This window comes from Bacillus sp. FJAT-28004 (genome assembly GCF_001280845.1).
GTDB lineage: Bacteria > Bacillota > Bacilli > Paenibacillales > Paenibacillaceae > Pristimantibacillus.
In genome coordinates this window covers 1128855-1155279 of the sequence record NZ_LGHP01000002.1, presented here as the reverse complement: position 1 = coordinate 1155279, position 26425 = coordinate 1128855, and the positions used below count along the sequence as shown (strand labels likewise).

Here is a 26425-nt window from a genome sequence, read left to right as displayed (position 1 = left end):
CTACTCTTTTCTTTCCAATGCTTCGTATAGCATAGCTAAATTCCGCTCTAATCTACTCACTATTTCCTTGCCCGCCAGCTCTGCAATGAGTCCGGCGCGAACAGCAAAGTCAACCTCTCGCGAGAATCCATACATTTGTGTATCTAGCACTTCTTCGTATAGTGGACATTGACGAGTAGTCAAGTTTTCCATCTGAACTTCGATTAGCTTTTCTATTTTACTCGCATCTTCCTGAAGGAGACGAAGCGCTTTCTCATGCAATTGTACCGTGATTTCCGGTGAAGACATCGTTTTCCCCCCTGTGCGCGTATCCGCCGTCTTCTATACCACTATATTAGACGAAATAGAGGGATTATACAAGGTCAAAACAGAAAAGCGCCTCTTCAAAAATGAAGAGGCGCTTATTCATTAAAGATATGATCTACTAATCCGTAATAACATTAACATTTAGGTTGTGCTTGGCAAATACATCAGCCATTGCTGCTTTTGCTTCCTCAGCATCAGGTCCGTGTACATGCAGTTCATACGCATGTCCACCTACTAGTGTAGTGAAAAGTCCGAGAATGCTTTTTACATCGATATATTTGCTCTCGGCTTGCAGAACGATGGACGAAGTGAATTGGCTAGCCGTTTGGGAAATTTCTACGATTGCTGCGTTGTTGGACATGGGAGATCCCTCCAGTTAAATTAGTAAAGCTTACCTTTGTCACCATGATAACCCGAAAAGAAGCATCCAGCAAGAGGTAAAATGAAAAACGCTTTATTTCCCATTTATTACATGGGAATACGATTCGAGTGTAATTGCTTATTTGAGGTTTTCAGCATTTAACCCTTCCAGCTCAGGAATGATGAATACGCCATCTTTTCGAATGAGAACATCATCAAAATAGATTTCGCCGCCGCCGTATTCTGGACGTTGAATAAGGACTAAATCCCAATGAACAGCGGACCGGTTGCCATTATCCGTTTCCTCATAGGCTTGACCTGGCGTGAAGTGCAGACTGCCAGCAATTTTCTCATCAAACAAAATATCATTCATTGGATGCAAAATATGAGGATTAAATCCGATAGCAAATTCACCTATATAACGAGCGCCTTCATCCATGTCTAAAATTTCGTTCAAACGCGCAGTATCATTGCTTTCTGCCTTCACGATTTTCCCGTTTTCAAATGTCAGCGAAATATTTTGGAACGTAACCCCCGAATAAACGCTAGGCGCATTGTAAGTAATTGTGCCTTGCACCGAATCGCGAACTGGAGCTGAGAAAACTTCTCCATCCGGAATATTCCGGTGGCCAGAGCATTTTTTTGCTCCGATATTTTTAATCGAGAAGCTCAAATCTGTGCCTGGGGATACTATGCGTACGCGATCTGTTTCACTCATCAGTTTCTGCAGTGGATCCATCGCAGCGTCCATTTTGGCATAATCCAAGTTGCATACATCAAAATAGAAGTCCTCAAAGGCTTCCGTACTCATATTGGCTAACTGTGCCATGGATGGGCTTGGATAACGCAAAACAACCCATTTTGTTTTTTTCACGCGTTGTTCCGAATGTACAGGATTTCTGTATAGTTGATCATATAGACGCATATTCGCGTCCGGAATTCCAGCAAATTCATTCACATTATCTCCAGAGCGAACGGCTATGTAGCCCTGCATATTTTTCATTCGCTCCAAATCAAGCGACGACCAAAGCTCCATTTGCTCCTTAGTTGCGTGCTTAAGCAATGTACGAAGAACGGAACGATCGCTCGATTCTACAAACGGCCTGCCGCCCCGCCGTGCAACCTCTTCTATTAAACATTTTGTCAGCTCTCGTTCTGAACCAACCATGTCAATTAACACATTCTCTCCAGATTGAACATCTATGGAATATTCGACTAAATTTTGTGCCAGCTTTTGCAATCTTGGATCACGCATGTAAAATTCCTCTCCTTCTAACTTTCGATCATAAACTAATCCATCGTAACACGTTTATGCATCTGCTGAACAGTGTCGCTCAACGCACCGTTAAAGGATTGAAACCTAACTGTTGTGTATCTTGACTCGGAAAACGGACGTTTGTTATAGGTGTACTGAAAGGATGTTTTTTCTTCCATCTTCAGCGGAAGCAGCTTCGTTCGGTCGATAACGAGCTCATACTCTGTGCTTGCATGCATGGTCGAGAGCATAGCATCAAGCTGGTTGCGAGATCGCGCCATTTCCTCCATCCATTCTTGTCGATAAGGTTGCTCTCCTGAAGGCATATTTGCTACTAGTTGGTCAAGTTGCTGCCGCAGACGCTGCTCCCATTTCTCCTTTGACACATTTTCATTTTCTGTAATCAACAGCGTTACGGTCTCCGCATTCATGCTGTCATTTACGATCTGAACTTCTTCATTTGATTGATTTAACGTTTCTAGCACCTTTACCGGATTCCAATGCATCGTTTCCTGGCTATTCGTCTGCAACGTAAGCTGCTGATGATCCACAACTTTGCCTTCGAATACTTCTGGTTTAAAAGCTAGGCCTCCCTCTGTCTTAATGCTCATCGATCCTGTGAAATCATATTGATCCGTTGCAGCAAGCCCAGAATAAGATAAAGACAGCCATTCCTCCGGAGATCGGTGATCGCCAACAGTTGCGCATCCGACAAACGATAGCATAGTTGCAAAAGTGAGGATACTCACGCCAATTGCTTTCTTTCTTTTCATTTGCATACCTCCCGTCCAACATGTTCTATAGTATCGTCCCTAACCTGTATGCTCCTTATTCCGAACATGAACAAAAAAAAGGATACTGCAATCCGCAGTATCCTCCTCTATGGCATATCATATATCCGAGCTTTTTAGTTTTGTCCAACGAAAATGCAATTTCTTCCATTGTGCTTAGCTTCATAAAGTGCCATGTCCGCGCGATAAAATAGGGTTTCAACGCTAATTTTCTCATCCTCAAACGTCCATTCGGAAACGCCGCACGATACGGTTACGACAGGATCCGTTTCCTTCTCAACATACAATCGTATTCGTTCAGCAATGCGATACGCTTGTTCAGCCCGAATGCCTGGCAAGTAAATCGCAAGCTCTTCGCCGCCCCAGCGCGCGGCAATATCCTCTTGCCTGATCGATCCTCTAATAATATTGCTCACTTGAATGAGTATACGATCACCAACTTGATGTCCGTACGTATCGTTGACACGCTTAAACAGATCAATGTCTACGAGAATCAGCGAACCAAACGAGTCTTTGCGCTGACGGTTTTGAATTTGCTCATTTAAATAGTGGCGAGCATGCAGTCCTGTTAAATTGTCTGTTATCACCATACGGCGAACTTCGGCATGCAGTGAAGCATTTGTTACTGCAAGTCCAATATGAGTGCTCATTACTTGAAGCAATTTATAATTATCATAGGAGAAGAAATTAGGAGCTTTATGTGTAATCAGGATTACGCCAACAACCTCCCCGTCAACCATGATCGGTGAGGCAATAAGCGATCTTGATTCGGTATTATCCATTAGCTTGGAGGTCACAACGCGAGTATGCCAGTAATCGGATATGATCATCGGCTCTTTGGTTCGATATACCATCCCACAGAACCCGTAATCAGGCGAGAACTGCTCGCTTGTCAGCGATGGAAAATTACTGGACATTACAATAAATTGATTTTTTTCTTTGTTCAGCTGCAGAACACAGCAGTAATCGGCATCAAATATCGTTAAAAGTTCACTGGTAGCAAATTGAAAAATTTCTTTAAGTTTTAACGACTGGTTTAATCGTTTAGTAAGCTCATTTATAAGGCGCAGCTCATTAATGAGCAGATTCGACTGCTCGTACAGCTTCGCGTTCTCGAAGGCTGAACCTGCAGTATCTGCTAGCAGCAGAAAAGCAGGCAAGTCTGCATCATCCCATTTGCCTGGACCAATGTACAAACAGAGCACACCATAAGCAGCTTGTTTGCCATTCATCGGAACAGCCAGTCGAAGCGTGCCGTCTCTATCATGCTCCGTTACCGATTTACCGTTCAAAAACGCCTTGGCAACGAGATCATGCTCCAGGTTCTTGAAAACAAGCGACTTCACACGTGGATCCCCGTTCAAATGATCTTGTGATAAATATAAATGAACTTCAGAGTTTGGATAAAGCTGTTCCAAGCTTCGAAGCAATTCGGACAACACGGATGCAACATCGATTTGATCATAAAGTCGTTTGGCAGCTTGAAACAAGGAATCTCTTCTACTTGCTTCCTGCTCCGCGCGCTGCTGCTGCAGGAGTAAATCCTTGACATAGAGCTGTTCAAACTTATGGTAAAAGCAGCTGCGGAAATGCAATGAGCACATTTGAAGCTGCATGATATCAATATTAGAACCAATTGAGGATACATAGGCAAGAATACAAAAAACAGCACCATCGTTTCGCCTCAGTATAGGCACGGCTGCTGCAAATACATCTTCTGCTTCATTATGGCTTGGTTGGCCGCTGCTTAAAACGCTGTGGACAACCTTAGCAAGCTCAGTGCTGCGTTTCTCGCAACCCTCAGCGTTAAAAAGTCCTACCGAAGCTATCTCTTCTGCTTCTTTATTGAATAACACAAATTCACCAGCCTCAGATGAGGCTAATCCTGATGTTTCAGTTACCCACTGATTGAAACTGTCTTGGAACAATGGAGATAGCAAGGGCTTGTCCGCATCGCTAATATCTTCGCTGATGAACCAAATCGGTTGTGACTCTGCTGTTGTATCAACAATTGTTGATGTTTTACGATATGCAAAATTGCTATTCATTCGATCAACCATGCAGCCCCAACCCTTCCATCTGTCAACCAAGGTGATGAGCTTCCTATTTTCACTTAATATTACAATCATCATACTCCATTTTTGAGAAATTTGCACTACTATGTCTTTTAAATATAGGACTTTCGATGTGTATGACTCATCATTAAAATTCCTTTGTTAACCTTGACAACGGCTATATATTTCATATATTATTTATTGATGAATAGATGGGCGTACGGTTTTGTGTCACCCTCATGAAATACGTTCACTATAGGCCAGCGGCTGACTAGCCTATCAGGGACGAGCTTGCTCGGACGTTGAACGTATTCGGCGAAACACAACCCCATTCACAAATTTATTTGATGAAGGAGTTAATATTACGTATGTCACGTTATACAGGACCTAAATTTAAACTAAGCCGTCGCCTTGGAATCTCTTTGAGCGGAACGGGTAAAGAACTTGCAAAACGCGCTTTTCCACCGGGTCAACACGGCCCTAACCAACGCAGAAAAATGAGCGGTTACGGCGTTCAATTGCAAGAGAAACAAAAGCTTCGTCACATGTACGGTTTGAACGAAAAACAATTCCGCAACTTGTTTGACAAAGCGGCAAAAATGAAAGGTAAAGCCGGTGAAAACTTCATGGGCCTCCTTGAAAGCCGTCTTGACAACCTCGTTTACCGTCTTGGCCTTTCCAACTCCCGTGCAGGAGCTCGTCAGTTGGTATCACATGGTCACGTAACTGTAAACGGCAAGAAAGTGGATATCGCTTCTTATAGCGTTTCTCTTGGCGATGTAATCGGTTTGCGCGAGCGCAGCCGCAGCCTTAGAACAATTAAAGAAGCTATGGAAGGCCGTCATCACCTTCCGAACTACTTGGAGTTCAACGATCAAGCAATGGAAGGTAAATTCCTTCGTCTGCCTGACCGCGGTGAGCTTTCCCAAGATATCGACGAGAAACAAATCGTCGAATTCTACAGCCGTTAATAATCAAAAAAACCTTGAACCAATTGGTTCAAGGTTTTTTTCTGTTTACACTGCTTTTATTGTTCAGGAAGTTTAATCACTGTGGGAGCAGCCGCAATATCTACTGGCTTGCTGGTTGCTGTTGGTAGATTAATACCTTTTGTCGTCAATCCTTTAATGATTGCATTCACATCGATTCCCGATACGCTCTTCAGCATTTCCGGCGCAGTAGACATTAATGAAGTCACATAATTGCTTAAACGAGCTGCCCCTTCACCATTTCCGGTGTCAACAACGGTAAGCTTATCAATGTTGCTGATAGGGCCTGCAATTTTCCCTGCCAGCTCAGGAAGCATTTTTACGATAATATCAAGTATTGCAGCTTCACCAAACTTCTCGAAGGCTTCGGCTAACTTCTCTTTAGCCTCCGCTTCCGCTAATCCGCGAAGTCGAATAACGTCTGCCTCTGCTGTACCCTTCGCTCTCTCCGCTTCTGCAACAGCTAATCCATCCAATCGTTTCTGTGTAGCATGCGCCTTTGCTTCCGCTTCAATACGATATTGCAGAGCATCGGCTTCGTTAAGAAGCTTCGCTTTATTCGCTTCCGCCGCTTGAACAACCGCGTAACGGTCAGCATCCGCTTTTTTCTTCACTTCAGCATCATACTGCTTCTCACGACGCAATATCTCTTTTCCTTCAAGATCGATCTCACGTTCTTTACGCACGAGTTCAACCTTCATTTGCTCTTCTACTACGTTTTGCTTAGCGCGAGCTTCATGAATCGAATAAGCTTGATCCGCTTCCGCTCTTGCCGTATCCTGATCACGCTTAAATGTAGCGACCTTCATTTCCTTTTCCTTCTCGGCTTCCGCTATATTGGTATCACGCACAAGCTCAGCTTTTTGACCGGCCTCGGCAGCGAGTGCTTTCTGAATTCTAGCATCCCGAATGGCTTCAGCTTCAGCAATTTCAGCGTCTCTCTTTACAGCAGCAATTCGCGGCTTGCCCAGCGCATCCAAATATCCATGCTTATCGCGCAAATCCTTGATCGTGAAGGAAACGATTTGAAGACCCATTTTTTTCAAATCCTTAGCTGCAACCCCTTGTACCTCTTGCGCAAATTTATCACGGTTGCGATAAACCTCTTCAACGGTCATAGATCCTAGAATAGCGCGCAAATGTCCTTCCAATACTTCCTGTGCTTCACCCTTGAGTGCTTCGGTAGGCTTGCCTAGAAATTGTTCTGCCGCCGTCGCCACATCTTCAACCGCGCCGCCAATTTTAATTATCGCTACACCGTCCGCCATTACAGGCACGCCTTGCTCTGTGTAAACCTCAGGCGTTGACACATCCAGCTTATGCGACAATAAAGATAGAAACTCAGCCTTTTGGAATATCGGCAGAATAAACGCGCCTCCGCCTCTAATTATTTTCACTTTGCGCCCAGATTCATCCGTACTCGCATTTCGGGTTCCCAGAAACGATCCCGTTACGAGCATCGCCTCGTCCGGACTAACTGTTTTGTAGCGCGCCCAGAAGGCAAGACCTAATATAACGAAAACTCCGACAACGATTGCAGGTATAATGTAATAATCTTCCATTGATTTTCCCCCTTCAGCTGCATCAATTAAGATAAATTCACTTCCGAAACATACAGAGTGCTATCCCTTACCTCAACAACAACAACTCTCGAGCCGCTTGTAATTTCAACGCCTTCGAAACTAGCGGCAATTTGATTCGTAAATCCTGCTCCCACCTTAACCATCACTTCGCCATACCCTTTTGCAGAAATGGGGACCAGCACCTCCCCAAGCTTACCCGACAAATCATTAAGCGAAAAAGCGATAGAATTCTCGCTTTGCTCCATAGGCTTAATGTAGAGAAAGAAAACAGCTATTCCTGCTGTAAGTGCGATGAGTAAAGAGATAATCACGATCGCAGTTGAACCAAATGCAGTGTAGCGTCCGAGTAGGATCCCTGCCCCGCCAAAAGTGGTTATCCCGCCCACTAGCGCAGTCGGCGACAGCCATGAATGACCGTCTAAGGATAAAAAATCGAGTGCACCATCGAGTGCCTGCCCGATCAAATCCCCAAAAATAATACTTACGAGTGCGTAAAGGATTCCTCCGACTAGACAAGACATAAATAGCGTCTCCAACTCTCTCCCCCCTTCCATAGTATCCATAACCTGTTAATGCTTCCGTTATTTAATACGTTGAAAACGCTTTTTTGTTTCAAAAAAAAAGAACTTGTTGAATTTTATCATTTCAACAAGCTCTATTAGACCAATTATTTTAATTTAATTTTTATAAATTTACGTTTACCAACTTGAATCACGTCGTCATCCTTAGGAGCGATATTCACATTAATATCTGTTATTTTTTCTTCATTTAGACGTACGGCACCTTGCTGAACGCTTCTTCTAGCTTCACTGCTCGTTGGCTGCAAGCCGAGCAAAGTCAAGAGCTTCACGATCCCAATCTGACCATTTTCCAATTGATCCGAGGAAATAGCCGCCTCTTCAATATCATCTGGCAACGCGCGTTGTTGAAATACCGTTATAAAATGATTTTCCGCTGCTATCGCTGCCGCTTCACCATGGTACATTCGTACAAATGTCGCCCCAAGCTGCATTTTCGCATCGCGTGGATGTACCGATCCATCTGCGAGCGCTGCTTTCAATGCCGCCAGCTCCTCGTTGCTTAAATCGGTAGCAAGCTCGTAATATTTGAGCATAAGCCTATCTGGAATCGACATGGATTTGCCGTAAATTTGGTTGGGCTCTTCATCAATGCCGATGTAATTACCCAAACTTTTGCTCATTTTATTTACGCCGTCCAGCCCTTCGATCAAGGGAGTCATGATCGCGATCTGTCCCGGTTTATTATATTCCTTCTGCAAAGTTCTGCCCATCAGCAGGTTGAATGTCTGATCCGTTCCTCCCAGCTCCACATCAGAATTAAGAGCAATGGAATCGTATCCCTGCATCAGCGGGTAGAAAAACTCATGAATGCTGATCGGCAAACCATTCGTGTAGCGCTTCGTAAAATCATCACGCTCCATCATTCGTGCAACCGTTACTTTCCCCGCTAGATTAACAACATCCGCGAAGTTAAGCGGTGCAAGCCATTCCGAGTTGTAGTAGAGCTTTGTTTGCTGTGGATCTAATATTTTGTAAATTTGTTTCTGGTATGTTTCCGCATTTCGCTTCACATCTTCTTCCGACAATTGCTTCCGCGTTTCTGATTTCCCAGTCGGATCACCAATTCTGCCTGTAAAATCACCGATAATCAGCTGAACCTGATGACCAAGTTCCTGGAATTGACGCAGCTTGTGCAGAACAACAGTATGGCCGATATGAATGTCTGGCGCTGAAGGATCAAGTCCTAGCTTTACATTTAATGGCGTGCCTGTTGCGACAGAATTCGCAATTTTATTTTTCAAATCATCCTCAGGTACAATCTCCACAACGCCGCGGCGAATGACAGCCAGCTGACGCTCGACCTCACTTTGCTGCTCTTTGGTTAAACTTTCCCACTTTACCATAGAACTTTTCCTCCCTTGTATGCGTCTATATAGACATAAAAAATCCTTCCAGCCCCAAGGGACGAGAAGGATTAGCTCGCGGTACCACCCTCGTTAGAGTACTCCTGCCTTTTTTACATTAAAAAAAGAGGTACTCTCACTTCGTTGTTGATAACGGAGACGGGCTCCGAAGTGAACTACTACGGCTGATTCGACTGCCCCACAGGCTCTAATGCCAAAATGTGCAGACGATTGTCAGCAAACGGTTCCTTCACTTAGCTCCAGGCGGTAATTCAACAAGCGGCGCATGCCGGTTTCCACCACCCACCGGCTCTCTGAAAGTACGATTCGCTGTCTACTCATGCCCTTCAAAGCATTGATTAGATAAAACATTATTGAATTTATACCATAGCAGTGCAGCGAAGTCAATGCAAGGAAAGAATGCGTTACTTTAGCGATTTATGTTATAATAGGTGTGCTATTTGGAGGAGGAGTTATATAAATGCAAGAAGATCGTCAACCTGCGCCAAACAAAAGAAGCAAATGGCGTACATTTGGAATCGTAACTTTTATAACAGTAAAATGGATGGTATATTTCGGAATCTTCATCGGATTGCTTGCCGGTGGAGCAGTAACTGGTTATGTGGCAGCGCTTGTGAAAGACGAAACCGTAAGACCTCGATCCGTTATTGTCGAAAAAGTCGGCGAAAATGCCATAACTGGATTTGTTTACTTCAATGATGCTTCACTTGTCGGACAGCTAAGAACGTCAGAGGACCGAATGATTATTACATATGATGATTTACCGCCGCAGGTTATTAATGCCGTACTCGGTATTGAAGATAATAACTTTTTGGAGCATTACGGCGTAGACATTAACGGCCTAGGACGTGCAGTAAAGCAAAAGCTTCTAAATGAAGATACGCAAACGGGCGGAAGTACGCTTACTCAGCAGCTTGCTCGCCGCGTATTTCTGAGTTTGGACAAAACCGATAGCCGTAAGATTAAAGAAATATTTTTATCGCTGCGCATGGAACGTTATTTAACGAAAGAAGAAATTTTAGCAGCCTATTTGAATAAAGTTCCTTTTGGGAACGGTTCTAGCGGCTACAATTTGTTCGGAATTAAAGCAGCTGCCAAAGGGATATTTGATATTACTGATCTAAACCAGTTGAATATCGCGCAGTCTGCCTATTTAGCTGGCCTTCCGCAAAGGCCTTCTGCCTATACAGCATTCACAGGTAAAGGTCAATTCAATGAAGCAGGCTTCAAACTCGCGCTAGGACGTCAAAAAACTGTATTGATGCGGATGTTCGAGACTGGGCGGATTACTCAGCAGGAGTATGACGAAGCACTCCAATTCGATATTAGGAAAACGTTGGCTAAGACAAAAGAGAAAGCTTACACTACCTATCCTTATCTAATGCTTGAAGCGGAACGCCAAGCGGCGGAAATTATGCTAATGGCGCAGGACTCTACATTAACCAAAGCAGACCTTCGCAAAAAAGAAAATGCACCACTAATTGAAGAAGCTCGCGATCATTTGCTTCGCGGCGGCTACCATGTTCATACGACGATTGACAAGGATATCTACCAGCTCATGCGTGAGATTGGCACGAATGATGAGAACTTTACACCATACAGCGAGAAAAAAGGGCTTGAGCAGATTGCTGCGGTCATGCTCGATCACAAGACTGGCGCAATAGTCGGAATGCTGGAAGGCCGCGACTTCTACGAGGAGCAGTTAAACTATGCCACTCAGATGACAAGGCAGCCCGGATCAACGATGAAAACACTTGCGGCCTATCTTCCAGCTATCGAGATGGGTATTATTCAACCCGCAAGCATTATTGATGATGCTCCAATTGTTCTCAAGGATGGCCAGAAGGGTTTCCATATCCCGATGAACGTAAACCGTAAATTCGCGGGTCTAGTTACGGCGCGTGAAGCGTTAAACCGTTCATTGAACTTGCCTGCTTTGAAAATTTTCAATGAGGAAGTCAAAATTGGAAATGCTTGGGAATTTGTTAAAAAACTAGGCATTACGACGCTGCAGCCGGAAGATGCTTATGCGCAAACCGGTGTAATTGGCGGCTTAAGCATCGGCGTATCGGTAGAAGAGCTTACGAATGCTTATGGCTCTATCCCGAACAAAGGCGTTTTCAATGATGCTTATATGATTCAAAAAATTACAGACGCAAACGGAAAAATTGTATATGAACATAAACAGGAATCAAAACGAGTGTTCTCGGAGCAAAGCGCATTTTTGATGACGGATATGTTATCGACTGTTATTTCAAGCAGAAACGGTTCCGCAAACAAATTGAAATCGCAATTCGATAAATACGGTGAAATTCCTATTGCTGGTAAAACAGGATCCACACAAAGCTACGGTGACGTTTGGTTCATGGGCTTCTCACCGGATATCACATTGGGCGTGTGGGCCGGTTATGAGGAACAGGTCAACTCCCTATCCGAGGTCGGTAAAACGCGAGCTCGTTCAATATGGGCACTTATTATGAATAAGATGGCAGAGAAGAAACCTGATGTTTTCGTCACCAAAGAATTTGAACGGCCATCCGGCATTGTCAAAGCTACGGTGTCGAGCGCTAGCGGCATGCTTCCGAGTAAATTAACGAAGGAAGCCGGCATGCTTGTTACCGACTGGTTCAACAAAAAAGATATACCTAAGAAAACAGATGACGCGCTCGTGAAGATGGCATATATCTCTTTCAATGGCGTTAACTATGTTCCAAACAAAGCTACTCCTAGCGATATGGTTAAGGAACAAATCGTAATTAAGCGTAAAAAACCGCTGGATGTTCTTATGGATGAGATTAAGGCAGCACAGCAGAAGCTTCCAGCAAGCAGCCGTCGTCCAATTAATATCTACCTTCCTGCGGATGCGGAAAACAATGCGCCATCTAAACCAGACCCTCGCGTTGATGATGGGGCTGCTCCTCCGCCTCCGGCAAGCATTAAGCTGCAATCGTCGGATGGAGTGCTCGTATTGACATTTAGCGACAGTAAAGCTGCTGATGTCGTCGGATATCGAGTGTATAGATCGGCTAATCAAGGTCCTTACGAGAAGCAAGGGGAATCCATTACGGTCGGTTCAGACAAACGGATGAAGGTGTATGCTTCCAATGCTCAAAACTACACCTATTACGTAACAGCGGTTGATGTGGTCGGCAAAGAATCAGCACCTAGTCAAATCGCACAATTTGGCAATACGCCGAGCACCCCTAAGCCGCCTACTGGCGGTGACAACTCAAGTGGAAATGGATCTGGTTCAACAACAGCACCTGCCACTCCAACAGGCTTACAAGCCGCGAAAACGGATCTGAGCGTGCGATTAACTTGGGCAGCGAACAGTGTGTCCGACCAAGTGACGCAATATAATATTTACTACAGCGCAAAAAACGATGGTAAATATTCAAAAATCGGATCGACCTTGGAAACAAGCTTTGAGTACGTTGCACCGCTTGTCACTGGTTCCTTTTATGTAACCTCAGAAAACGCGAATGGCGAGTCAGCGCCCTCCTCGAAGCAAACGATTAGCTAGAAGAACCTGACACTTATCGATTACTGTGAATAAATAATGAGAAAGGTAGCCGCCTCGCGAGAGACTGCTACCTTTTCTTTTTAGATCAAAATGATTGATAAAATAAAAAAAGAGCTGTAACAAGCGTCGCATACTATTTTTTTAAATAACATAAGAAGAATCCGTTTCAAACAATCGACCTATTTGCTCATAATCTTCTCTAGATAAACGCCATTTTGTCGCTGCCGTATTCTCCTCCAGCTGCTTGATTGTTTTCGCGCCAGCAATCACGCTCGTAATTTCATTACGATACAATAACCAGTTAATCGCTACCTGACTTAACGGTTTTCCGATTGCTCTAGCAATTCCAGTAAACGTTTCGATAATGACAATGTTTTTTATAAATTGCTTCTCCGAAAATAAAGGGTTAAGTTGTGCGCGAACATCCGTCTTTGGCAGCCTCGTTAAATAATTGAATTTCCCCGTCAACAAACCTTGTGCCAGTGGGCTGTAAGGAATAAATCCGATATTTTGCTGTTTCGCATAAGGTAACGCAGCATGCTCAACATCACGCTGGAACAAGTTATAAGGCAGCTGCAAAGATACAATCTGGCTAACCGTCTGTGCTGCTACTAATTGTTGAACATTGAAGTTTGAAACTCCGATATTTCGAATTTTTCCTTCGATTACTAATTGATTTAACGTTTCGAACGTCTCTTCAATCGCCGTTTTACCGCTAGCATCTGGAAAATGAATCTGATATAAATCAATATAGTCCGTATTTAATCGCCGCAGGCTTTCCTCAACCTCACGAATGATATTTGCTTTTGTCACATTTATACTAAACTGTCCCTGTTCATACCATACGAGGCCAGCTTTTGTTGCGATAATGACATGTTCCCGAACAGGCTTTAGCACTTTACCGAGCATTATCTCCGAATATCCCAGGCCATAGGCAGGAGCAGTGTCATAGAAAGTGATCTCCTGCTCATACGCACGACGAATGGTGGCCTCCATCTCATTATCATCGACGGCTCCCCAGCCTGCTTTACCAGCAGCCCAAGCACCAAACCCAATAACGGATGGATAAAGCTCACTATTGCCTAATCTTCTCTTATCCAACAAGAGAACCTCCTTTACTTAATTATTCCTACCCGATTACTTGGAACTAACATAATTATAAATCTGTCTGCATGAAAGTCAACCCATTTTTTTCAAAAAACACCAGCATCATTTTTCGCTTTCAATATTTATTACTTGACATCTGTTTTCCATCTCCTTATCATAAAAATCATTCATTATAGTGATAAAATTCCATATCCCAAACTAGGAAGGAAACAAAAAAATGACAAAAAGACGTATCGATCATGTTGGAGTTATGGTTAAAAATATTGAGGCTTCCATTACTTTTTATACTGAAATTATCGGATTTGAACTTAAGGGAAGAACACCTCATACAAATGGAATTATTGAGCTCGCCTTTCTCGGCTTCAGCGAGTCCGAGGAGACTGAATTAGAATTAATTCAAGGTTATAACGATAACCTTCCAAGTGAAGGCAAAGTGCATCATTTTGCGGTTACTGTAACCGATGTCCATGCGGAGTTTGATCGCTTGAAGCAGCTTGAGGTGACATTCATCGACGAGAGTATCACAGTACTTCCTAACGGCTACCAATACTTTTTTGTAAGCGGGCCCGATGGTGAACGAATCGAGTTATTCCAACGCTAATACAGGAATTAAAAAGAGGATGGCCCCTGATCTGATCAGGAGCCATCCTCTTTAATGATTTGATTAGTCTTCAATCGTTGACAAGTCGCCAGTCGGCAGGTTCAGTTCCCATGCCTTCAGCACACGGCGCATAATTTTGCCGCTTCGTGTTTTTGGAAGCTTATCTTTAAACTCAATTTCTCTTGGTGCTGCATGAGCGGATAAACCAACCTTTACGAATTGTGAAATCTCTTGTTTTAATTCGTCCGAGGCCACATAGCCTTCACGGAGCGCAATAAACGCTTTAATGATTTCTCCACGCATAGGATCAGGTTTACCGATGACCCCTGCTTCTGCCACGGCTGGATGCTCAACTAGCTTGCTCTCAACCTCAAATGGGCCTACCCGCTCACCTGCTGTGTTGATTACATCATCGATACGCCCTTGGAACCAGAAATAACCCTCCTCGTCCATATAAGCCGAATCACCAGAGATATACCAACCTTTTAAGTAAAAATATTCCTCATACTTAGAAGGATTGTTCCATACTTTACGCATCATCGACGGCCAAGGAACATGAATTGCTAAATTGCCCATACGATATGGAGGCACTTCATTGCCACTATCATCGATAATAGCAGCTTTGACACCTGGCAGCGGTTTGCCCATTGAACCTGGCTTAATATCCATGCTTGGATAGTTGCAGATCAATTGACCGCCTGTCTCTGTCATCCACCACGTGTCATGAATGCGTTGGCCGTAAACCTTCATTCCCCATCTAACAACCTCTGGGTTAAGCGGCTCACCTACGCTTAGGACATGTCGCAAGCTTGTAAGATCAAACTGCTGCGATATTTCGTCCCCAGCCCCCATTAACATCCGGAATGCCGTTGGTGCGCTATACCATACCGTGACACCGTATTTCTGAATGACACTATACCAATCACTTGGACTGAAACGTCCTCCGCGTATAACACTTGTTGCGCAATTAAGCCATGGTGCAAAAATACCGTAGGATGTACCAGTAACCCAGCCTGGATCTGCAGTACACCAATAAATATCATTTTCTTTCAAATCAAGTACAATTTGTCCTGTATACATATGTTGAATCATCGCGTTTTGAACATGGAATACGCCTTTTGGTTTGCCCGTAGAACCGGATGTATAATGCAAAATGAGACCATCCTCGAGCCCCAGCCATTCAATCTCAGTCTCATCGGACGCTGCAGCCATTTCTTCCGCAAAATTAATAATACCCTCTTCATTCTCTAAATCCTTGCCGAAAACGATTACATGCTTCAGATTCGGCAGCTCATCTCTTTTAATTCTTTTTAGAAGTGCTGGAGTTGTAATGATTGCAGTAGCTTCGCTATCGTGCAATCTGTCCTTTACCGCTGTCTCCATAAAAGCTTCGAATAGAGGCCCGACGACAGCGCCGACTTTAAACGCACCAAGAGCGCTAAAATAAAGCTCCGGTGTTCTCGGCATAAAGATGAAAACACGTTCACCCTTGGTAACGCCAAGCTTGCGCAAAACATTTGCAAAACGATTGGATTGCTTGCTTATTTGTTCAAATGTGTAGGATTCATCGCGTTCACTATCACTATAGTAAAGAGCGATTTTATCGCCTTTTCCTTGCTCGACATGACGGTCAATGGCTTCATAAGCCATATTCACTTTTCCAGTCGTATACCAGCTAAATTGACTTTCGATTTGACTCCATTCAAAAGAACTAATCGCTTCTTCATAATTCGGTAAGTTCGAATTTTGCGCAGTCGCTGGAATTCGCTCTTGATGTAGGTTGATCATACTATCACTCTCCCATCAAATCTGTGTTTCTAATTTGTAAGAATACGCTTTCAAAACGATGTCGTAACTTGAGGCAAACAAGACGACATCAACTAGCGCATCCCATCATATTAAACCGCCAAATATATTATAACATAACTTTTTTCTATTCGACTACGCTTTTCATTTAGTAAAATGTTTGTTATAAAGAGTAATAGAGGATTGTGTTTAGGCAGCAATTAACAGCAAAGGGGGGGCAGCCTTGGAACATCGAAAGCGTTTGCAGCGAGAGCAACTCGTTATGGACGCAAGTCGTGAACTTATTCTGGAAGGACCAGTACCACCCGATCGATTAGCAAGCATGACGATGCATAAATCACTCGATGCATTCAGAAGACCAACCGAGCAGCATGTTGCGCTAGTTGAAATCGCTGGTCTAGATGAAGGTAGAATTATATTAGCGCGTGAGAATTCCGTTATCGTAGGATATGTGACCTTCCACTATGCGGACGAACTTGAACGTTGGTCAGAAGGCGGAATGACGGATCTAATCGAGCTCGGCGCAATAGAAGTTGCAGATGATTATCGCGGCTTAGGTTTAGGAAAACGGATGATTCAACTTGCCTTTGCCGAGGAGCAATTAGAAAATGTGATTGTATTTACGACAGAATATTATTGGCATTGGGATCTTGAGGGTACAAAGCTGAATGTATGGGATTATCGTAAGATGATGGAAAAATTAATGCAAGCGGTCGGAATGATTTGGTTCGCTACTGATGACCCCGAAATTTGCTCCCATCCCGCGAATTGTCTCATGGTGCGTATCGGCACTGAGGTTCCCCTAAGCTCCGTTGAACATTTTGACCGTGTGCGTTTTCGTCAGCGGTTTATGTATTAAGCTTTTGGTAACGATGCTGGTTTGCTGCGCAAACCTAGTTAACGCTTACCATGCTGGTTTGCTGCGCAAACCTTAAGGAGGATAGGAATGGCTTCTGACTCTATTTTCATCTACCATTCGGATACTAGCGGATATAAATTCGGTGAGGAGCATCCTTTCGATCCGCTGCGGCTTGCTTTAACAATCGATCTGCTCAAAGAAGTTGATGCATTGCCCGATGAGGATATCCAGTTCCCTACCGCGTATTCCGAGGATGAACTGTTGTCGCTCGTGCATAGAACAGACTATTTAGATGCTGTTAAGCAATTAAGCGAAGCCGAAATCGACGAAAGCAGCCCGCTTGCACTGCAGTTCGGACTGCACACAGAAGACACACCTTATTTCCCCGGCATGCACAAGGCAGCTGCGACCATCGTCAAAGGCTCTGTAACCGCCGCTGAGCTTGTTATGACTGGCCAAGCTAAGCATGCCTATCATTTGGCCGGAGGATTGCACCACGCCTTTCCTGACCGCGCCTCAGGCTTCTGTGTATATAACGATGCAGCAGTCGCCATTAAACATATCCGTCAAACGTATGGGGCAAAAGTTCTTTACATTGATACGGATGTCCATCACGGCGACGGGGTACAATGGGTTTTCTATGACGATCCCGACGTATGTACCTATTCCATACATGAAACAGGGAAATTTCTATTTCCCGGTACAGGCTACGTGCACGAGAAAGGCACAGACCATGGATTTGGTGCTTGCTATAATGTGCCGCTCGAGCCTTATACGGAGGATGAATCCTGGCTGGAGAGCTTCAATATCACATTGCGCAAGATCATTTCAGCCTTCCAACCGGATGTCATTATTAGTCAGCATGGCTGCGATGCTCACGCCTTTGATCCACTCTCTCACATTCATTGCAGCATGCGAATATATGCCGAAATTCCAGCTATCATACACGAATTAGCCCATACATATACAGATGGTCGCTGGATTGCGTTAGGTGGCGGCGGTTATGATATATTTCGCGTCGTTCCAAGAGCTTGGTCTTTGGTGTGGCTTACGATGATCGACCACCCCATTGCTCGTTCCATTGCAGCTGGAGAGGATGCTAGGCTTCCAGATAACTGGCTCAGTCGCTGGGAATCCAGCAGCCCTCACAAGCTTCCTGAGCATTGGATGGACGATCAAGCTGACATAGAGCCTATGCCCAGACGAACCGAAATTACAAACAAAAATAGAATGATGCAACAAATCGTTATTCAGGATTTATAATCCAATTACTGCGGCAAGCTCGCATCAAAAAAAAGAACCAGTTCCGATGCTGGCATCGGAACTGGTTCTTTGTATTGTTCTTACACTTTAAATATGTTGGAGGATATCGTCAATAATCTGATACGAGTTGTTGGAGGCAGTTACCGTAAACTCTTGAAAGTTCACATGAGCCGATCCATCTGCTTTGTCAGACATCGAACGAATAATTACAAATGGTGTATTATTCATATCGCATACTTGAGCTACTGAAGCGCCTTCCATCTCCGCACATGCACCTTGCAGCGTCTCGTGAAGCAGCTTGACCATCTCACGGCTAGCAATAAATTGATCGCCTGAGAGCACCTTGCCCTGTAGACTGCGTCCTGAGAATAGTCGGTTGCTTGCAGCAGAAGCCAGCTCGATTAATCGCTCGTCAGCAGGGAACTCTGATTTTGGGTGAAATGGAATCGTTCCACGGGCAAAGCCTAGTGGAGTACAATCCATATCATGCTGCACGCAGCTTGTCGAAACAACGATATCACCAATATTCAGCTCTGGATCAACTGCACCGGCAACGCCAGTAAACAGTACACAATCAGCCCCAAGATCAAGTAAAATTTGCGTACAAACAGCAGCATTTACTTTTCCTACACCTGATTTGCAATATATGATCGTTTTGCCGTGAAGTTTACCTTCATAATATGTAATACCTGCTTTTGTTACCTCAGACACTACGTTCACATGCTCATGTAGTAATTCAATTTCTTCCGCCATAGCGCCGATAATTCCAATTTTATTAAACGACATTTCTTTTATATTCCTCCAACCGATTGGCGCACGATAATCTCATGCGGCAGCACAACTTTGGATTGTTCTACATTTTCTTTCTTCATCAGCTTAGTCAGCAAACGCATCGATACTGCACCAATATCATACATCGGCTGAGCTACAGCAGTAAGCTGTGGACGAACCATCGATGCCATACGGCTGTTATCAACACTAATGACTGAGATATCGTCCGGTACTCTCAAACCGGAATCCTGAATGCTGTGAATAGCGCCGATCGCCATTTCATCAGTTGCGGAGAATACAGCTGTAGGACGCTCGTCCAGCTCAATAAAATACTTCATTGCTTCTGCGCCTGATTCATAACGATAGTTGCCAGTACGAACTAGCGCATCATCGTATGTGATACCTACAGCTTCAAGCGCACGCTTGTAGCCTTGGAATCTTGCATAACCAATGGAAGGATCTTGAAGTGTACCGCTGATCATCGCAATTCTTCTATGTCCTTGCTCATACAAATTTTGTACAGCATCAAACGCAGCATCCTCGTGATTGATGTCGACAGACGGAATTTGTCCACTCTCATCTGAAGTTGCACAAAGTACAATTGGAACATTAGCTGTCTTAAATGCTTGCAAATGTTCTTCCGTCACTGCTCCGCCCATAAATAACAAGCCGTCTACTTGCTTCTCAAGCAGCGTATTGATAACACGGATTTCTTTATCTTTTTTCTTATCCGCGTTACACAAAATAATATTATAATGATACATATTGGCGATATCTTCAATTCCACGAGCTACTTCAGCAAAAATAGCATTAGAAATATCAGGGATAACTACGCCCACTGTCGTTGTTTTCTTACTTGCCAAGCCTCTTGCTACGGCATTCGGACGATATCCTAGTCGTTCTATTGCTTCATATACTTTTTTGCGTGTTGCTGGTTTCACATTGGGATTATTATTCACAACCCGAGAAACCGTAGCCATTGATACTCCTGCTTCTCTTGCTACATCATAAATGGTTACCGTCACAATGTTTCTCTCCATTAGCTCAGATTTTATAATTACGCACGACGCATATTAACGTTATCATACGACAAAATATTTCTTTTCGCAATGTTGACGCATGTTTCGCTCATTTTGCATGGCATGTAAAAACAATAATCTGAAAAACTATGTAAGCAGAGTTCGACGGCTTATTTGCTCAAGTCTCTTTTTCAAATCCAAAATCCATGCCTCATCGTTTAGCGTTTGAGCAAGCAAATACAAATCAAGAAGCTTATTGATTCTCTGCTCCACCAATCTCTCGAATGCGGTACGATCCGTCTGTTGCTTATCCGCCTTTGCCTCTACCAAGATACTAGCCCACTCGTTGCATTCATTAAAAAGAAATGTCTGCTTGTCTGGTTGAGCCCCCAATTGAGCAATTAATCCTGATAAATCCGGCTTTACTTCCGGAAATACTTCACTGCGATTGCAGGTTGTGCAAGAATATATAGGAACGTTATCAATCTCTACCTTCCCTGAATAAATAACTGTGCGTAGTTTCATCTTCATGATGTCGCCACAATGACAACTCTTATGCAAAGTGGTCCACCCCTTCTTAGTGGCAGCTATCGTAAGAAGCATAGCTTTCAGAGTAATAATGTATAACTGATTCGACTATTTTCGCACAAATTCCTGCATGCACAACCTTGTAATTTTTACTACTAAAATTACACTCAAAAACTTTCGCAAAATACCGGTTATGGGGCTACTTTTCTCCATATTTTCCTTACCCAGGGCACTGCTGCAACAAGGGTCCAAATCGCCGCTCCGATGAGATCATTCCGCACATCCATAACGTCTGGCATTCTACCTCCAACGAAAGACTGATGATATTCATCTGTAATTCCGTACAACCCACAAATAAGGACGATAATGACCTTCATCCAAAAACGGTCACCCCTCTTGCCAATGCCATAGTCAATGGTAATCGCAAGAATGAAGTAAGAAACAAAATGGCCCCAATTAAAGCCTTCTATAAAGGGGAAAAACTTCTGAAAGAAAGGGAGAATGGTATTAATCTCGTCACCTGTTCTAGAAGATAGCGCAAATATAACGGCCATCCATGCAATAGCCGGCAAAAAGCGCAGCAGTCTTAGGTATGAAAATGATCTAGAATTACGTTCAGTTTGCTTCATTGTTTCTCCTTCGTTACAATAATAGAGATCTTTACTAGATGGAGGGGAAATTATGCCATTACAAAATAAAACCGTCATCTGCTTGCTAGACGACGAATTTGAGGATTTGGAGCTATGGTATCCTGTTTACCGTGCTCGCGAGGCCGGAGCAACCGTTTTATATGCTGGACCTGAAAAAGGCAAAAAACATATCGGCAAATACGGAGTACCTGCCGTTGCTGATTTGTCATTCGATGAAGTAAACAGTGAAGACATTATTGGTTTATTGGTTCCAGGCGGCTGGGCCCCCGACAAACTGCGACGTTATCCAAAAGTGCTTCAGCTCGTACAAGAACTGAATGCAGCTGACAAACCGATCGGTCAAATCTGTCATGCTGGATGGGTACTCATTTCAGCGAAAATTTTGGAGGGACGCAAAGTAACTTCAACACCTGGTATTCGAGATGACATGGAAAATGCGGGAGCGACATGGTTCGATGAAGCAGTTGTTGTCGATGGAAACCTCATCTCGGCACGTCGTCCACCAGATCTTCCTCCCTATGCGAAAGCATTTGTAGATGCACTAGTACAGCGAATGGGTTAACCATTCGCTGTTTTTTTGTCCAAACGCTCCATAAAACCAGTTAACTGCTCCAATATTTCTGTGCTTGTACGGCAAGTATGCAATTGCTCAAATACTTCGTGGCTTTCTTCTTGTGAAGTAAAGAGGAGCCTTTCCTTTATTGGCAAAATCGAATGCGAGGACATGCTCAGCTCATCCACGTCTAGGCTTAGCCATATCGGCAGCGCTCTTAAGTCACCTGCAAGCTCACCGCACACGCCAACGGTTATCCCGCTCCGTTTTGCTGCTTCTACAGTCATACGCAGCATACGAATAAGTGCTGGATGATAAGGCTCATACAAATGAGCAATTTCCTCATTCATACGATCCACAGCTAACGTGAACTGTACCAAATCATTGGTCCCGATACTAAAAAAATCAACTTCTTCTGCAAGTAAATCTGCGATCATAACAGCGGCAGGAACTTCAATCATAATTCCGATCTTCATCCCTTTATCATAGGGATACCCCGCTGCCTCAAGCTCAAGCTTCGCTTCGTTTAATACTGCGTTTGCAGCACGCACCTCATCTACGGATGAAATGAGGGGATACATAAGCTTAACTTGACCGTAATGACTCGCTCGCAAAATAGCACGGAGCTGCGTTTTGAATAAATCCTTTCGGTCCAGCGATATCCGAATAGCTCTATAACCGAGGAAAGGATTGTCTTCCTCCGGCAGTTCAAAATAATCAAGCTGTTTGTCTCCCCCAACATCCAACGTTCGAATGACGAGTGGCTCACCCTCAAGACGTTCGGCTACACTGCGATATACTTCGAACTGTTCTTCTTCCTTTGGAAATCTATTCCGATCCATGTACAAAAATTCCGTTCGGAACAGCCCAACTCCATGTGCCCCGCTGGACATTGCAATTTCAAGTTCTTTGTAGGAGCTAATATTGGCAGCAAGCTCCAACCTTTTTCCATCTGGCGTTACGGGACGATGACCTGCAATGCCATGCAGCCTTTTTTTCGCTTCGGATTGATGCGTGTGCAGCTCTGTATAATAGTCAATAACTTGCTGAACAGGATCGATAAACACGGTGCCTTCGATGCCATCAATAATAAGCGTTTGCCCCGTTTGAATCGGCTCTACTAGCTTAGTCTCAACACCAACAACAAGTGGTACGCCGAGCGCTCTAGCCATAATGGCTGAATGTGAAGTTTTGCTGCCAGCAAGGGTCACAATACCAAGCACATGCTGCGGATTGATATGTGCAAGCTGAGAAGGTGAGAGCTCCTTAGCAATCAATATAAATGGCTGTGTATCTGAAGGCAGTTTAATTTCCGGAGCTCCTAGCAGATGCTTCAGCAATCGGTTGCCCACATCTTTAATATCCAATGCCCTTTCCTTCATATACTCATCATCAAGCAGATCAAACATCGTAACAAAATGATCAATGGCTTCCTTAACAGCAACCTCAGCCGCTTTGTACTGGCGTTGGATAATACCTTGTATTTCATTCATAAAGACAGGATCGTCCAAAATGGCTATATGAGCATCGAAAATATGTGTTTCCTCTGAGCCGACAACATCTCGCAGATCGTCTTTAATCTGTTCAATTTCCGACTTAGAGGTACGAATACCTTCGTATACACGTTCGAACTCGCGGGCAAAATCGGCTACATCGATTTTTTGCTCCGGTAACTCCCATTCCCAATTCGGAAGCACAAACGATCTCCCAATCGCTATGCCTGCTGACGCCCCTATTCCTTGAATCATTGTGTTTCCCCTCCACCGTTTCTCTCTTTAAGTACAACAGACAATACCGAGGACTGCCCCTTTTTCACCGCTTTGAATGGTGCAAACCGCCATGAGTGAACAAGATCCGAATTTGTTATAACCATAGGAGTAGCAAGCGATTTGCTCTCCTTTCGAACTCGCTGCAAATCAAACTTGATGAGCATCATACCTGGCGTAACTTCATCCCCTTCTTTAACAAGCGCATTAAAATATGCTTTGCCTGCCAAGCGGGAGGTATCGATGCCTATATGAAGAAGGACCTCCAATCCCTCAGGAGTAAGGATACCAATCGCATGCATAGTCGGATAAATATGCATAACTTTGCCTTTAACCGGTGATACGAGCTCCCCTTTCTCAGGGATGAATGCGACGCCTTGTCCGACAAGCTTACCTGCAAATATCGGATCAGGTACCTCATCCAGTGGAATCATCCGGCCTTGCATTGGTGAATGGAATAAAACTTGAGCTTGATCACGGTGTATGGTCTTGATCATTTCTTCACGGATAAGCTCTGAGTACGTGCCGAATACGACCTGAACATGACCGCCGCCTAACTTAATTACGCCTGCAGCACCAAGATTACGAAGCGCATTTATATCGAGCAGCTTATCGTTGGATACTTTAAGCCGCAGTCTTGTAATACAGGACTCCATCTTTTCTATATTTTGTTTGCCGCCAATGGCTTGCAAAATAAGCGGCGCACGATATGGAATATCACCTGCCCATTCATCAAGCTGTGAGCCTTCCTCACGACCTGGCGTCGGAATCCGAAATCTTCGTATCGCCCAGCGAAACAAGAAGTAATAAACGAAACCGACAACGATGCCGATCGGAATGATAAGCCATCCTCGCGTTGCCAAATGCTCATTGATAACATAATCAATAGCTCCAGCTGAGAAGGAGAACCCGTGCTTAATACCGAGCTCATAAGTAACCCACATTATAATACCTGACAATATCGCATGGACGACGTATAAATACGGAGCAACAAACAAAAATGCGAACTCAACCGGCTCAGTTACGCCCGTTAGAAATGACGCAAGCGCTGCGTACATAAACGTTTTCTGAATTTTCGGCTTTAAATCCTCGCGTGCCTCATGAATAATCGCGAAAGCAATGGCTGGCAAAGCGAACATCATCGTCGGATAGAGTCCAGCCATAAACGAGCCAGCTGTAGGATCACCTGCGAAGAAACGCGGAAGATCACCATATATCATCTGTCCAGAAGCTGTTTCAAAGCTGCCAATTTGAAACCAGAATACATGGCTGACCAAATGATGCAATCCGAAAACAACCAAAATCCGATGTACAAATCCGTATAAGAACACGCCGAAGCCGCCGCCTGATGCAACGATTTCTCCTAGCTCCACCAGCATGATTTGTAAATAAGGAGCAATATTGATCATAGCTATTGAGAATAATAAACAAACGACACTTACAAATAATGGTACAAATCTCGGACCGCCAAAAAACTGTATGTATTCCGGTAATCGTAAACTTTTAAACTTCTCATGACTGACACCTGATACAATCCCTATGAGGGTACCAATAAGTACAGTTGGCTCAATCGGCACCTCAGCCGACCCTGTAATACCGCTATAAATAGCCATACCTACGAGAGCTGCCATCCCCGCTGCAAGAGCATTACCTGTCAAACCTAGTGATATGCCGAGCGCAAAAATATATGGTAAATACGTAAAAATTGTTTCGCTAGCAGCTAATAAATAACCTTCCATGCCTGGCAGACCAAAGTAAGCCCATGGCAGCTTGCTTAAACTCATAAATATGGCCGCGCCTGGCAGAACAATCATCGGCAGCATGAACGCTCTACCGAGCTGCTGCAGGCTCCCAATGAAAACCATCTTGTACCTCCTTAAAGTTTTGCTTAAGCATATGCTTTATTTTGCAAAGCAAAACTAACTTCGTAAGCATTATCCTAAACACATCTATATCGATGTTAAGCGTTTGCTGCCTTTTTGTCAAAGTAAAACGGCGAGCCTGTAAGGGCCCGCCAATGTTGATGATTCTTTTCTAATTGTATTAAAAAGATGTTATCGCATACCGCCTGAATAAGGAGAAGAATTGACTGCACTCGTCGACTGCCAGCCTACACGGGAAATGACTGGCCCCGCGTTTTGATATGCATTAGTTGCTTCATACACAGGGTGAATTGACGTGTTCGAGTGAGTTTGTGTCATACCGCCATATCCGTTTTGGAAATGCGATTGCACGTAGCCTCCATAATGGGGTGCTGCATGCTGAGCATACTGTGACCCATTATTCGAGATTGGCTGATACATTGAATGTTGGTTATTATCAGATCCAGCTTGATAACCTACATGTGCGATAACCGGGCCAACGTTGCCAAACGCCATTGCTGGCGACCCGGCATAGCTTTGAACCGGTTGATGCGACATGAATGAATTGTTCGTTCCCACCGGATGCGTCATATTCGAATAGCTATTGGGAGCATAATGTTGCATTTGAGCTCCTTGGCTATAAGCATTTGACAATTGGTAACCGCCTGGCGAGTTAGCAACAATGGAGTTCGTTTCTCTGCCAAAAGTCGGTTGGCTAAGCTGCCCTTGGTAATGCGATTGCACATTCCCTACTGGTTCATAATGTGCGTTTTGGTTAAGGTAGCTCTGTTGGCCTTGGTAATTACCCGGTTGTTGCGAAAACTGATTCACGTC

The 26425-nt window shown here is 44.1% G+C and carries 23 protein-coding genes and 1 other annotated feature; of the genes, 6 read left to right on the top strand and 17 right to left on the bottom strand.

From position 1 onward, the window contains the following. The 5 genes from AC787_RS27120 to AC787_RS27100 form a co-directional block, all read right to left on the bottom strand. Window positions 1-288: a YlaN family protein gene (locus AC787_RS27120; RefSeq protein WP_054028048.1), complete on the bottom strand. Its 288-nt coding sequence runs from the start codon at window positions 286-288 to the stop codon at window positions 1-3. 136 nt (window positions 289-424) lie between these two features. Then, a complete protein-coding gene (locus tag AC787_RS27115) occupies window positions 425-667 on the bottom strand; it encodes an HPr family phosphocarrier protein (protein WP_054028047.1) in 243 nt (80 codons plus the stop codon). A gap of 138 nt (window positions 668-805) precedes the next feature. Further along, window positions 806-1921, bottom strand: a complete 1116-nt coding sequence (locus tag AC787_RS27110) for an aminopeptidase (RefSeq protein ID WP_054028046.1) — start codon at window positions 1919-1921, stop codon at window positions 806-808. Between the two features lie 35 nt (window positions 1922-1956). After that, a complete protein-coding gene (locus AC787_RS27105; RefSeq protein ID WP_054028045.1) occupies window positions 1957-2694 on the bottom strand; it encodes a hypothetical protein in 738 nt (245 codons plus the stop codon). A 134-nt stretch (window positions 2695-2828) separates the two neighbouring features. Next, window positions 2829-4802: a sensor domain-containing diguanylate cyclase gene (locus tag AC787_RS27100; protein WP_235561132.1), complete on the bottom strand. Its 1974-nt coding sequence runs from the start codon at window positions 4800-4802 to the stop codon at window positions 2829-2831. A gap of 332 nt (window positions 4803-5134) precedes the next feature. Between AC787_RS27100 and rpsD the strand changes: the two genes are divergently transcribed. Continuing rightward, entirely contained in the window at window positions 5135-5737 is a 603-nt protein-coding gene (gene rpsD, locus AC787_RS27095; protein ID WP_054028044.1) for a 30S ribosomal protein S4, read from the top strand. A gap of 56 nt (window positions 5738-5793) precedes the next feature. On the opposite strand, the gene AC787_RS27090 is transcribed toward rpsD, so the two are convergent. From AC787_RS27090 to tyrS, 3 genes are all read right to left on the bottom strand, one after another. Continuing rightward, window positions 5794-7317 (bottom strand): flotillin family protein, encoded by a 1524-nt coding sequence (locus AC787_RS27090; protein WP_054028043.1) that lies wholly within the window; start codon window positions 7315-7317, stop codon window positions 5794-5796. 26 nt (window positions 7318-7343) lie between these two features. Further along, window positions 7344-7874, bottom strand: coding sequence for a protease (locus tag AC787_RS27085; protein WP_200930766.1), 531 nt, complete (start codon window positions 7872-7874; stop codon window positions 7344-7346). A gap of 131 nt (window positions 7875-8005) precedes the next feature. After that, window positions 8006-9262: a tyrosine--tRNA ligase gene (gene tyrS, locus AC787_RS27080; protein WP_054028042.1), complete on the bottom strand. Its 1257-nt coding sequence runs from the start codon at window positions 9260-9262 to the stop codon at window positions 8006-8008. Between the two features lie 54 nt (window positions 9263-9316). Continuing rightward, window positions 9317-9622: a binding site (T-box leader), on the bottom strand. Window positions 9623-9743: 121 nt separating this feature from the next. Here tyrS and AC787_RS27075 point away from each other — a divergent pair. Beyond that, on the top strand, window positions 9744-12806 hold the full coding sequence (locus tag AC787_RS27075; protein ID WP_054028041.1) for a transglycosylase domain-containing protein: 3063 nt from the start codon (window positions 9744-9746) through the stop codon (window positions 12804-12806). Between the two features lie 141 nt (window positions 12807-12947). Here AC787_RS27075 and AC787_RS27070 read toward each other — a convergent pair whose 3' ends face one another. Then, window positions 12948-13907, bottom strand: coding sequence for an aldo/keto reductase (locus AC787_RS27070; protein WP_054028040.1), 960 nt, complete (start codon window positions 13905-13907; stop codon window positions 12948-12950). A gap of 223 nt (window positions 13908-14130) precedes the next feature. Here AC787_RS27070 and AC787_RS27065 point away from each other — a divergent pair, with 223 nt between their 5' ends. Next, entirely contained in the window at window positions 14131-14514 is a 384-nt protein-coding gene (locus AC787_RS27065) for a VOC family protein (RefSeq protein ID WP_054028039.1), read from the top strand. A 63-nt stretch (window positions 14515-14577) separates the two neighbouring features. Here the strand turns inward: AC787_RS27065 and acsA are convergent, their stop codons facing one another. Beyond that, on the bottom strand, window positions 14578-16302 hold the full coding sequence (gene acsA, locus AC787_RS27060; protein ID WP_054028038.1) for an acetate--CoA ligase: 1725 nt from the start codon (window positions 16300-16302) through the stop codon (window positions 14578-14580). Window positions 16303-16543: 241 nt separating this feature from the next. On the opposite strand from acsA, the gene AC787_RS27055 reads away from it, so the two are divergent. Continuing rightward, entirely contained in the window at window positions 16544-17179 is a 636-nt protein-coding gene (locus AC787_RS27055; protein WP_054028037.1) for a GNAT family N-acetyltransferase, read from the top strand. Between the two features lie 87 nt (window positions 17180-17266). Further along, window positions 17267-18442, top strand: coding sequence for an acetoin utilization protein AcuC (locus AC787_RS27050; protein WP_054028036.1), 1176 nt, complete (start codon window positions 17267-17269; stop codon window positions 18440-18442). Between the two features lie 87 nt (window positions 18443-18529). Here the strand turns inward: AC787_RS27050 and AC787_RS27045 are convergent, their stop codons facing one another. The 4 genes from AC787_RS27045 to AC787_RS27030 all read right to left on the bottom strand — a co-directional run bounded on the left by AC787_RS27045 (window position 18530) and on the right by AC787_RS27030 (window position 21389). Next, complete coding sequence (locus AC787_RS27045) at window positions 18530-19228, bottom strand: 5'-methylthioadenosine/adenosylhomocysteine nucleosidase (RefSeq protein ID WP_054028035.1); 699 nt, start codon at window positions 19226-19228, stop codon at window positions 18530-18532. Window positions 19229-19233: 5 nt separating this feature from the next. Next, window positions 19234-20238 (bottom strand): catabolite control protein A, encoded by a 1005-nt coding sequence (gene ccpA, locus AC787_RS27040; RefSeq protein ID WP_054028034.1) that lies wholly within the window; start codon window positions 20236-20238, stop codon window positions 19234-19236. 141 nt (window positions 20239-20379) lie between these two features. Further along, window positions 20380-20763, bottom strand: coding sequence for a hypothetical protein (locus tag AC787_RS27035; protein ID WP_321166174.1), 384 nt, complete (start codon window positions 20761-20763; stop codon window positions 20380-20382). Between the two features lie 188 nt (window positions 20764-20951). Next, entirely contained in the window at window positions 20952-21389 is a 438-nt protein-coding gene (locus tag AC787_RS27030; protein ID WP_054028032.1) for a VanZ family protein, read from the bottom strand. Between the two features lie 52 nt (window positions 21390-21441). Here AC787_RS27030 and AC787_RS27025 point away from each other — a divergent pair, with 52 nt between their 5' ends. Continuing rightward, window positions 21442-21972 carry a type 1 glutamine amidotransferase domain-containing protein gene (locus AC787_RS27025; protein WP_054028031.1) on the top strand — a complete coding sequence of 177 codons (531 nt, stop codon included), beginning with the start codon at window positions 21442-21444 and terminating at the stop codon, window positions 21970-21972. On the opposite strand, the gene ptsP is transcribed toward AC787_RS27025, so the two are convergent. The 3 genes from ptsP to AC787_RS27010 form a co-directional block, all read right to left on the bottom strand. After that, complete coding sequence (ptsP, locus tag AC787_RS27020; RefSeq protein WP_054028030.1) at window positions 21969-23711, bottom strand: phosphoenolpyruvate--protein phosphotransferase; 1743 nt, start codon at window positions 23709-23711, stop codon at window positions 21969-21971. The two genes, AC787_RS27025 and ptsP, sit on opposite strands and share 4 nt — an antisense overlap. Further along, complete coding sequence (locus AC787_RS27015) at window positions 23708-25594, bottom strand: glucose PTS transporter subunit IIA (RefSeq protein WP_054028029.1); 1887 nt, start codon at window positions 25592-25594, stop codon at window positions 23708-23710. The genes ptsP and AC787_RS27015 overlap by 4 nt, the downstream gene beginning before the upstream one ends. Before the next feature lie 189 nt (window positions 25595-25783). Continuing rightward, on the bottom strand, window positions 25784-26422 hold the full coding sequence (locus AC787_RS27010) for a hypothetical protein (protein ID WP_054028028.1): 639 nt from the start codon (window positions 26420-26422) through the stop codon (window positions 25784-25786). Between the last annotated feature and the right edge of the window lie 3 nt (window positions 26423-26425).

What these genes read in the sequence shown, in the direction of transcription:
- AC787_RS27120 (WP_054028048.1), bottom strand. Translation starts at nt 288, where the DNA reads ATGTCTTCACCGGAAATCACGGTACAATTGCATGAGAAAGCGCTTCGT.
- AC787_RS27115 (WP_054028047.1), bottom strand. Translation starts at nt 667, where the DNA reads ATGTCCAACAACGCAGCAATCGTAGAAATTTCCCAAACGGCTAGCCAA.
- AC787_RS27110 (WP_054028046.1), bottom strand. Translation starts at nt 1,921, where the DNA reads ATGCGTGATCCAAGATTGCAAAAGCTGGCACAAAATTTAGTCGAATAT.
- AC787_RS27105 (WP_054028045.1), bottom strand. Translation starts at nt 2,694, where the DNA reads ATGAAAAGAAAGAAAGCAATTGGCGTGAGTATCCTCACTTTTGCAACT.
- rpsD (WP_054028044.1), top strand. Translation starts at nt 5,135, where the DNA reads ATGTCACGTTATACAGGACCTAAATTTAAACTAAGCCGTCGCCTTGGA.
- AC787_RS27090 (WP_054028043.1), bottom strand. Translation starts at nt 7,317, where the DNA reads ATGGAAGATTATTACATTATACCTGCAATCGTTGTCGGAGTTTTCGTT.
- tyrS (WP_054028042.1), bottom strand. Translation starts at nt 9,262, where the DNA reads ATGGTAAAGTGGGAAAGTTTAACCAAAGAGCAGCAAAGTGAGGTCGAG.
- AC787_RS27075 (WP_054028041.1), top strand. Translation starts at nt 9,744, where the DNA reads ATGCAAGAAGATCGTCAACCTGCGCCAAACAAAAGAAGCAAATGGCGT.
- AC787_RS27065 (WP_054028039.1), top strand. Translation starts at nt 14,131, where the DNA reads ATGACAAAAAGACGTATCGATCATGTTGGAGTTATGGTTAAAAATATT.
- acsA (WP_054028038.1), bottom strand. Translation starts at nt 16,302, where the DNA reads ATGATCAACCTACATCAAGAGCGAATTCCAGCGACTGCGCAAAATTCG.
- AC787_RS27050 (WP_054028036.1), top strand. Translation starts at nt 17,267, where the DNA reads ATGGCTTCTGACTCTATTTTCATCTACCATTCGGATACTAGCGGATAT.
- AC787_RS27045 (WP_054028035.1), bottom strand. Translation starts at nt 19,228, where the DNA reads ATGTCGTTTAATAAAATTGGAATTATCGGCGCTATGGCGGAAGAAATT.
- AC787_RS27035 (WP_321166174.1), bottom strand. Translation starts at nt 20,763, where the DNA reads ATGAAGATGAAACTACGCACAGTTATTTATTCAGGGAAGGTAGAGATT.
- AC787_RS27030 (WP_054028032.1), bottom strand. Translation starts at nt 21,389, where the DNA reads ATGAAGCAAACTGAACGTAATTCTAGATCATTTTCATACCTAAGACTG.
- AC787_RS27025 (WP_054028031.1), top strand. Translation starts at nt 21,442, where the DNA reads ATGCCATTACAAAATAAAACCGTCATCTGCTTGCTAGACGACGAATTT.
- ptsP (WP_054028030.1), bottom strand. Translation starts at nt 23,711, where the DNA reads ATGATTCAAGGAATAGGGGCGTCAGCAGGCATAGCGATTGGGAGATCG.
- AC787_RS27015 (WP_054028029.1), bottom strand. Translation starts at nt 25,594, where the DNA reads ATGGTTTTCATTGGGAGCCTGCAGCAGCTCGGTAGAGCGTTCATGCTG.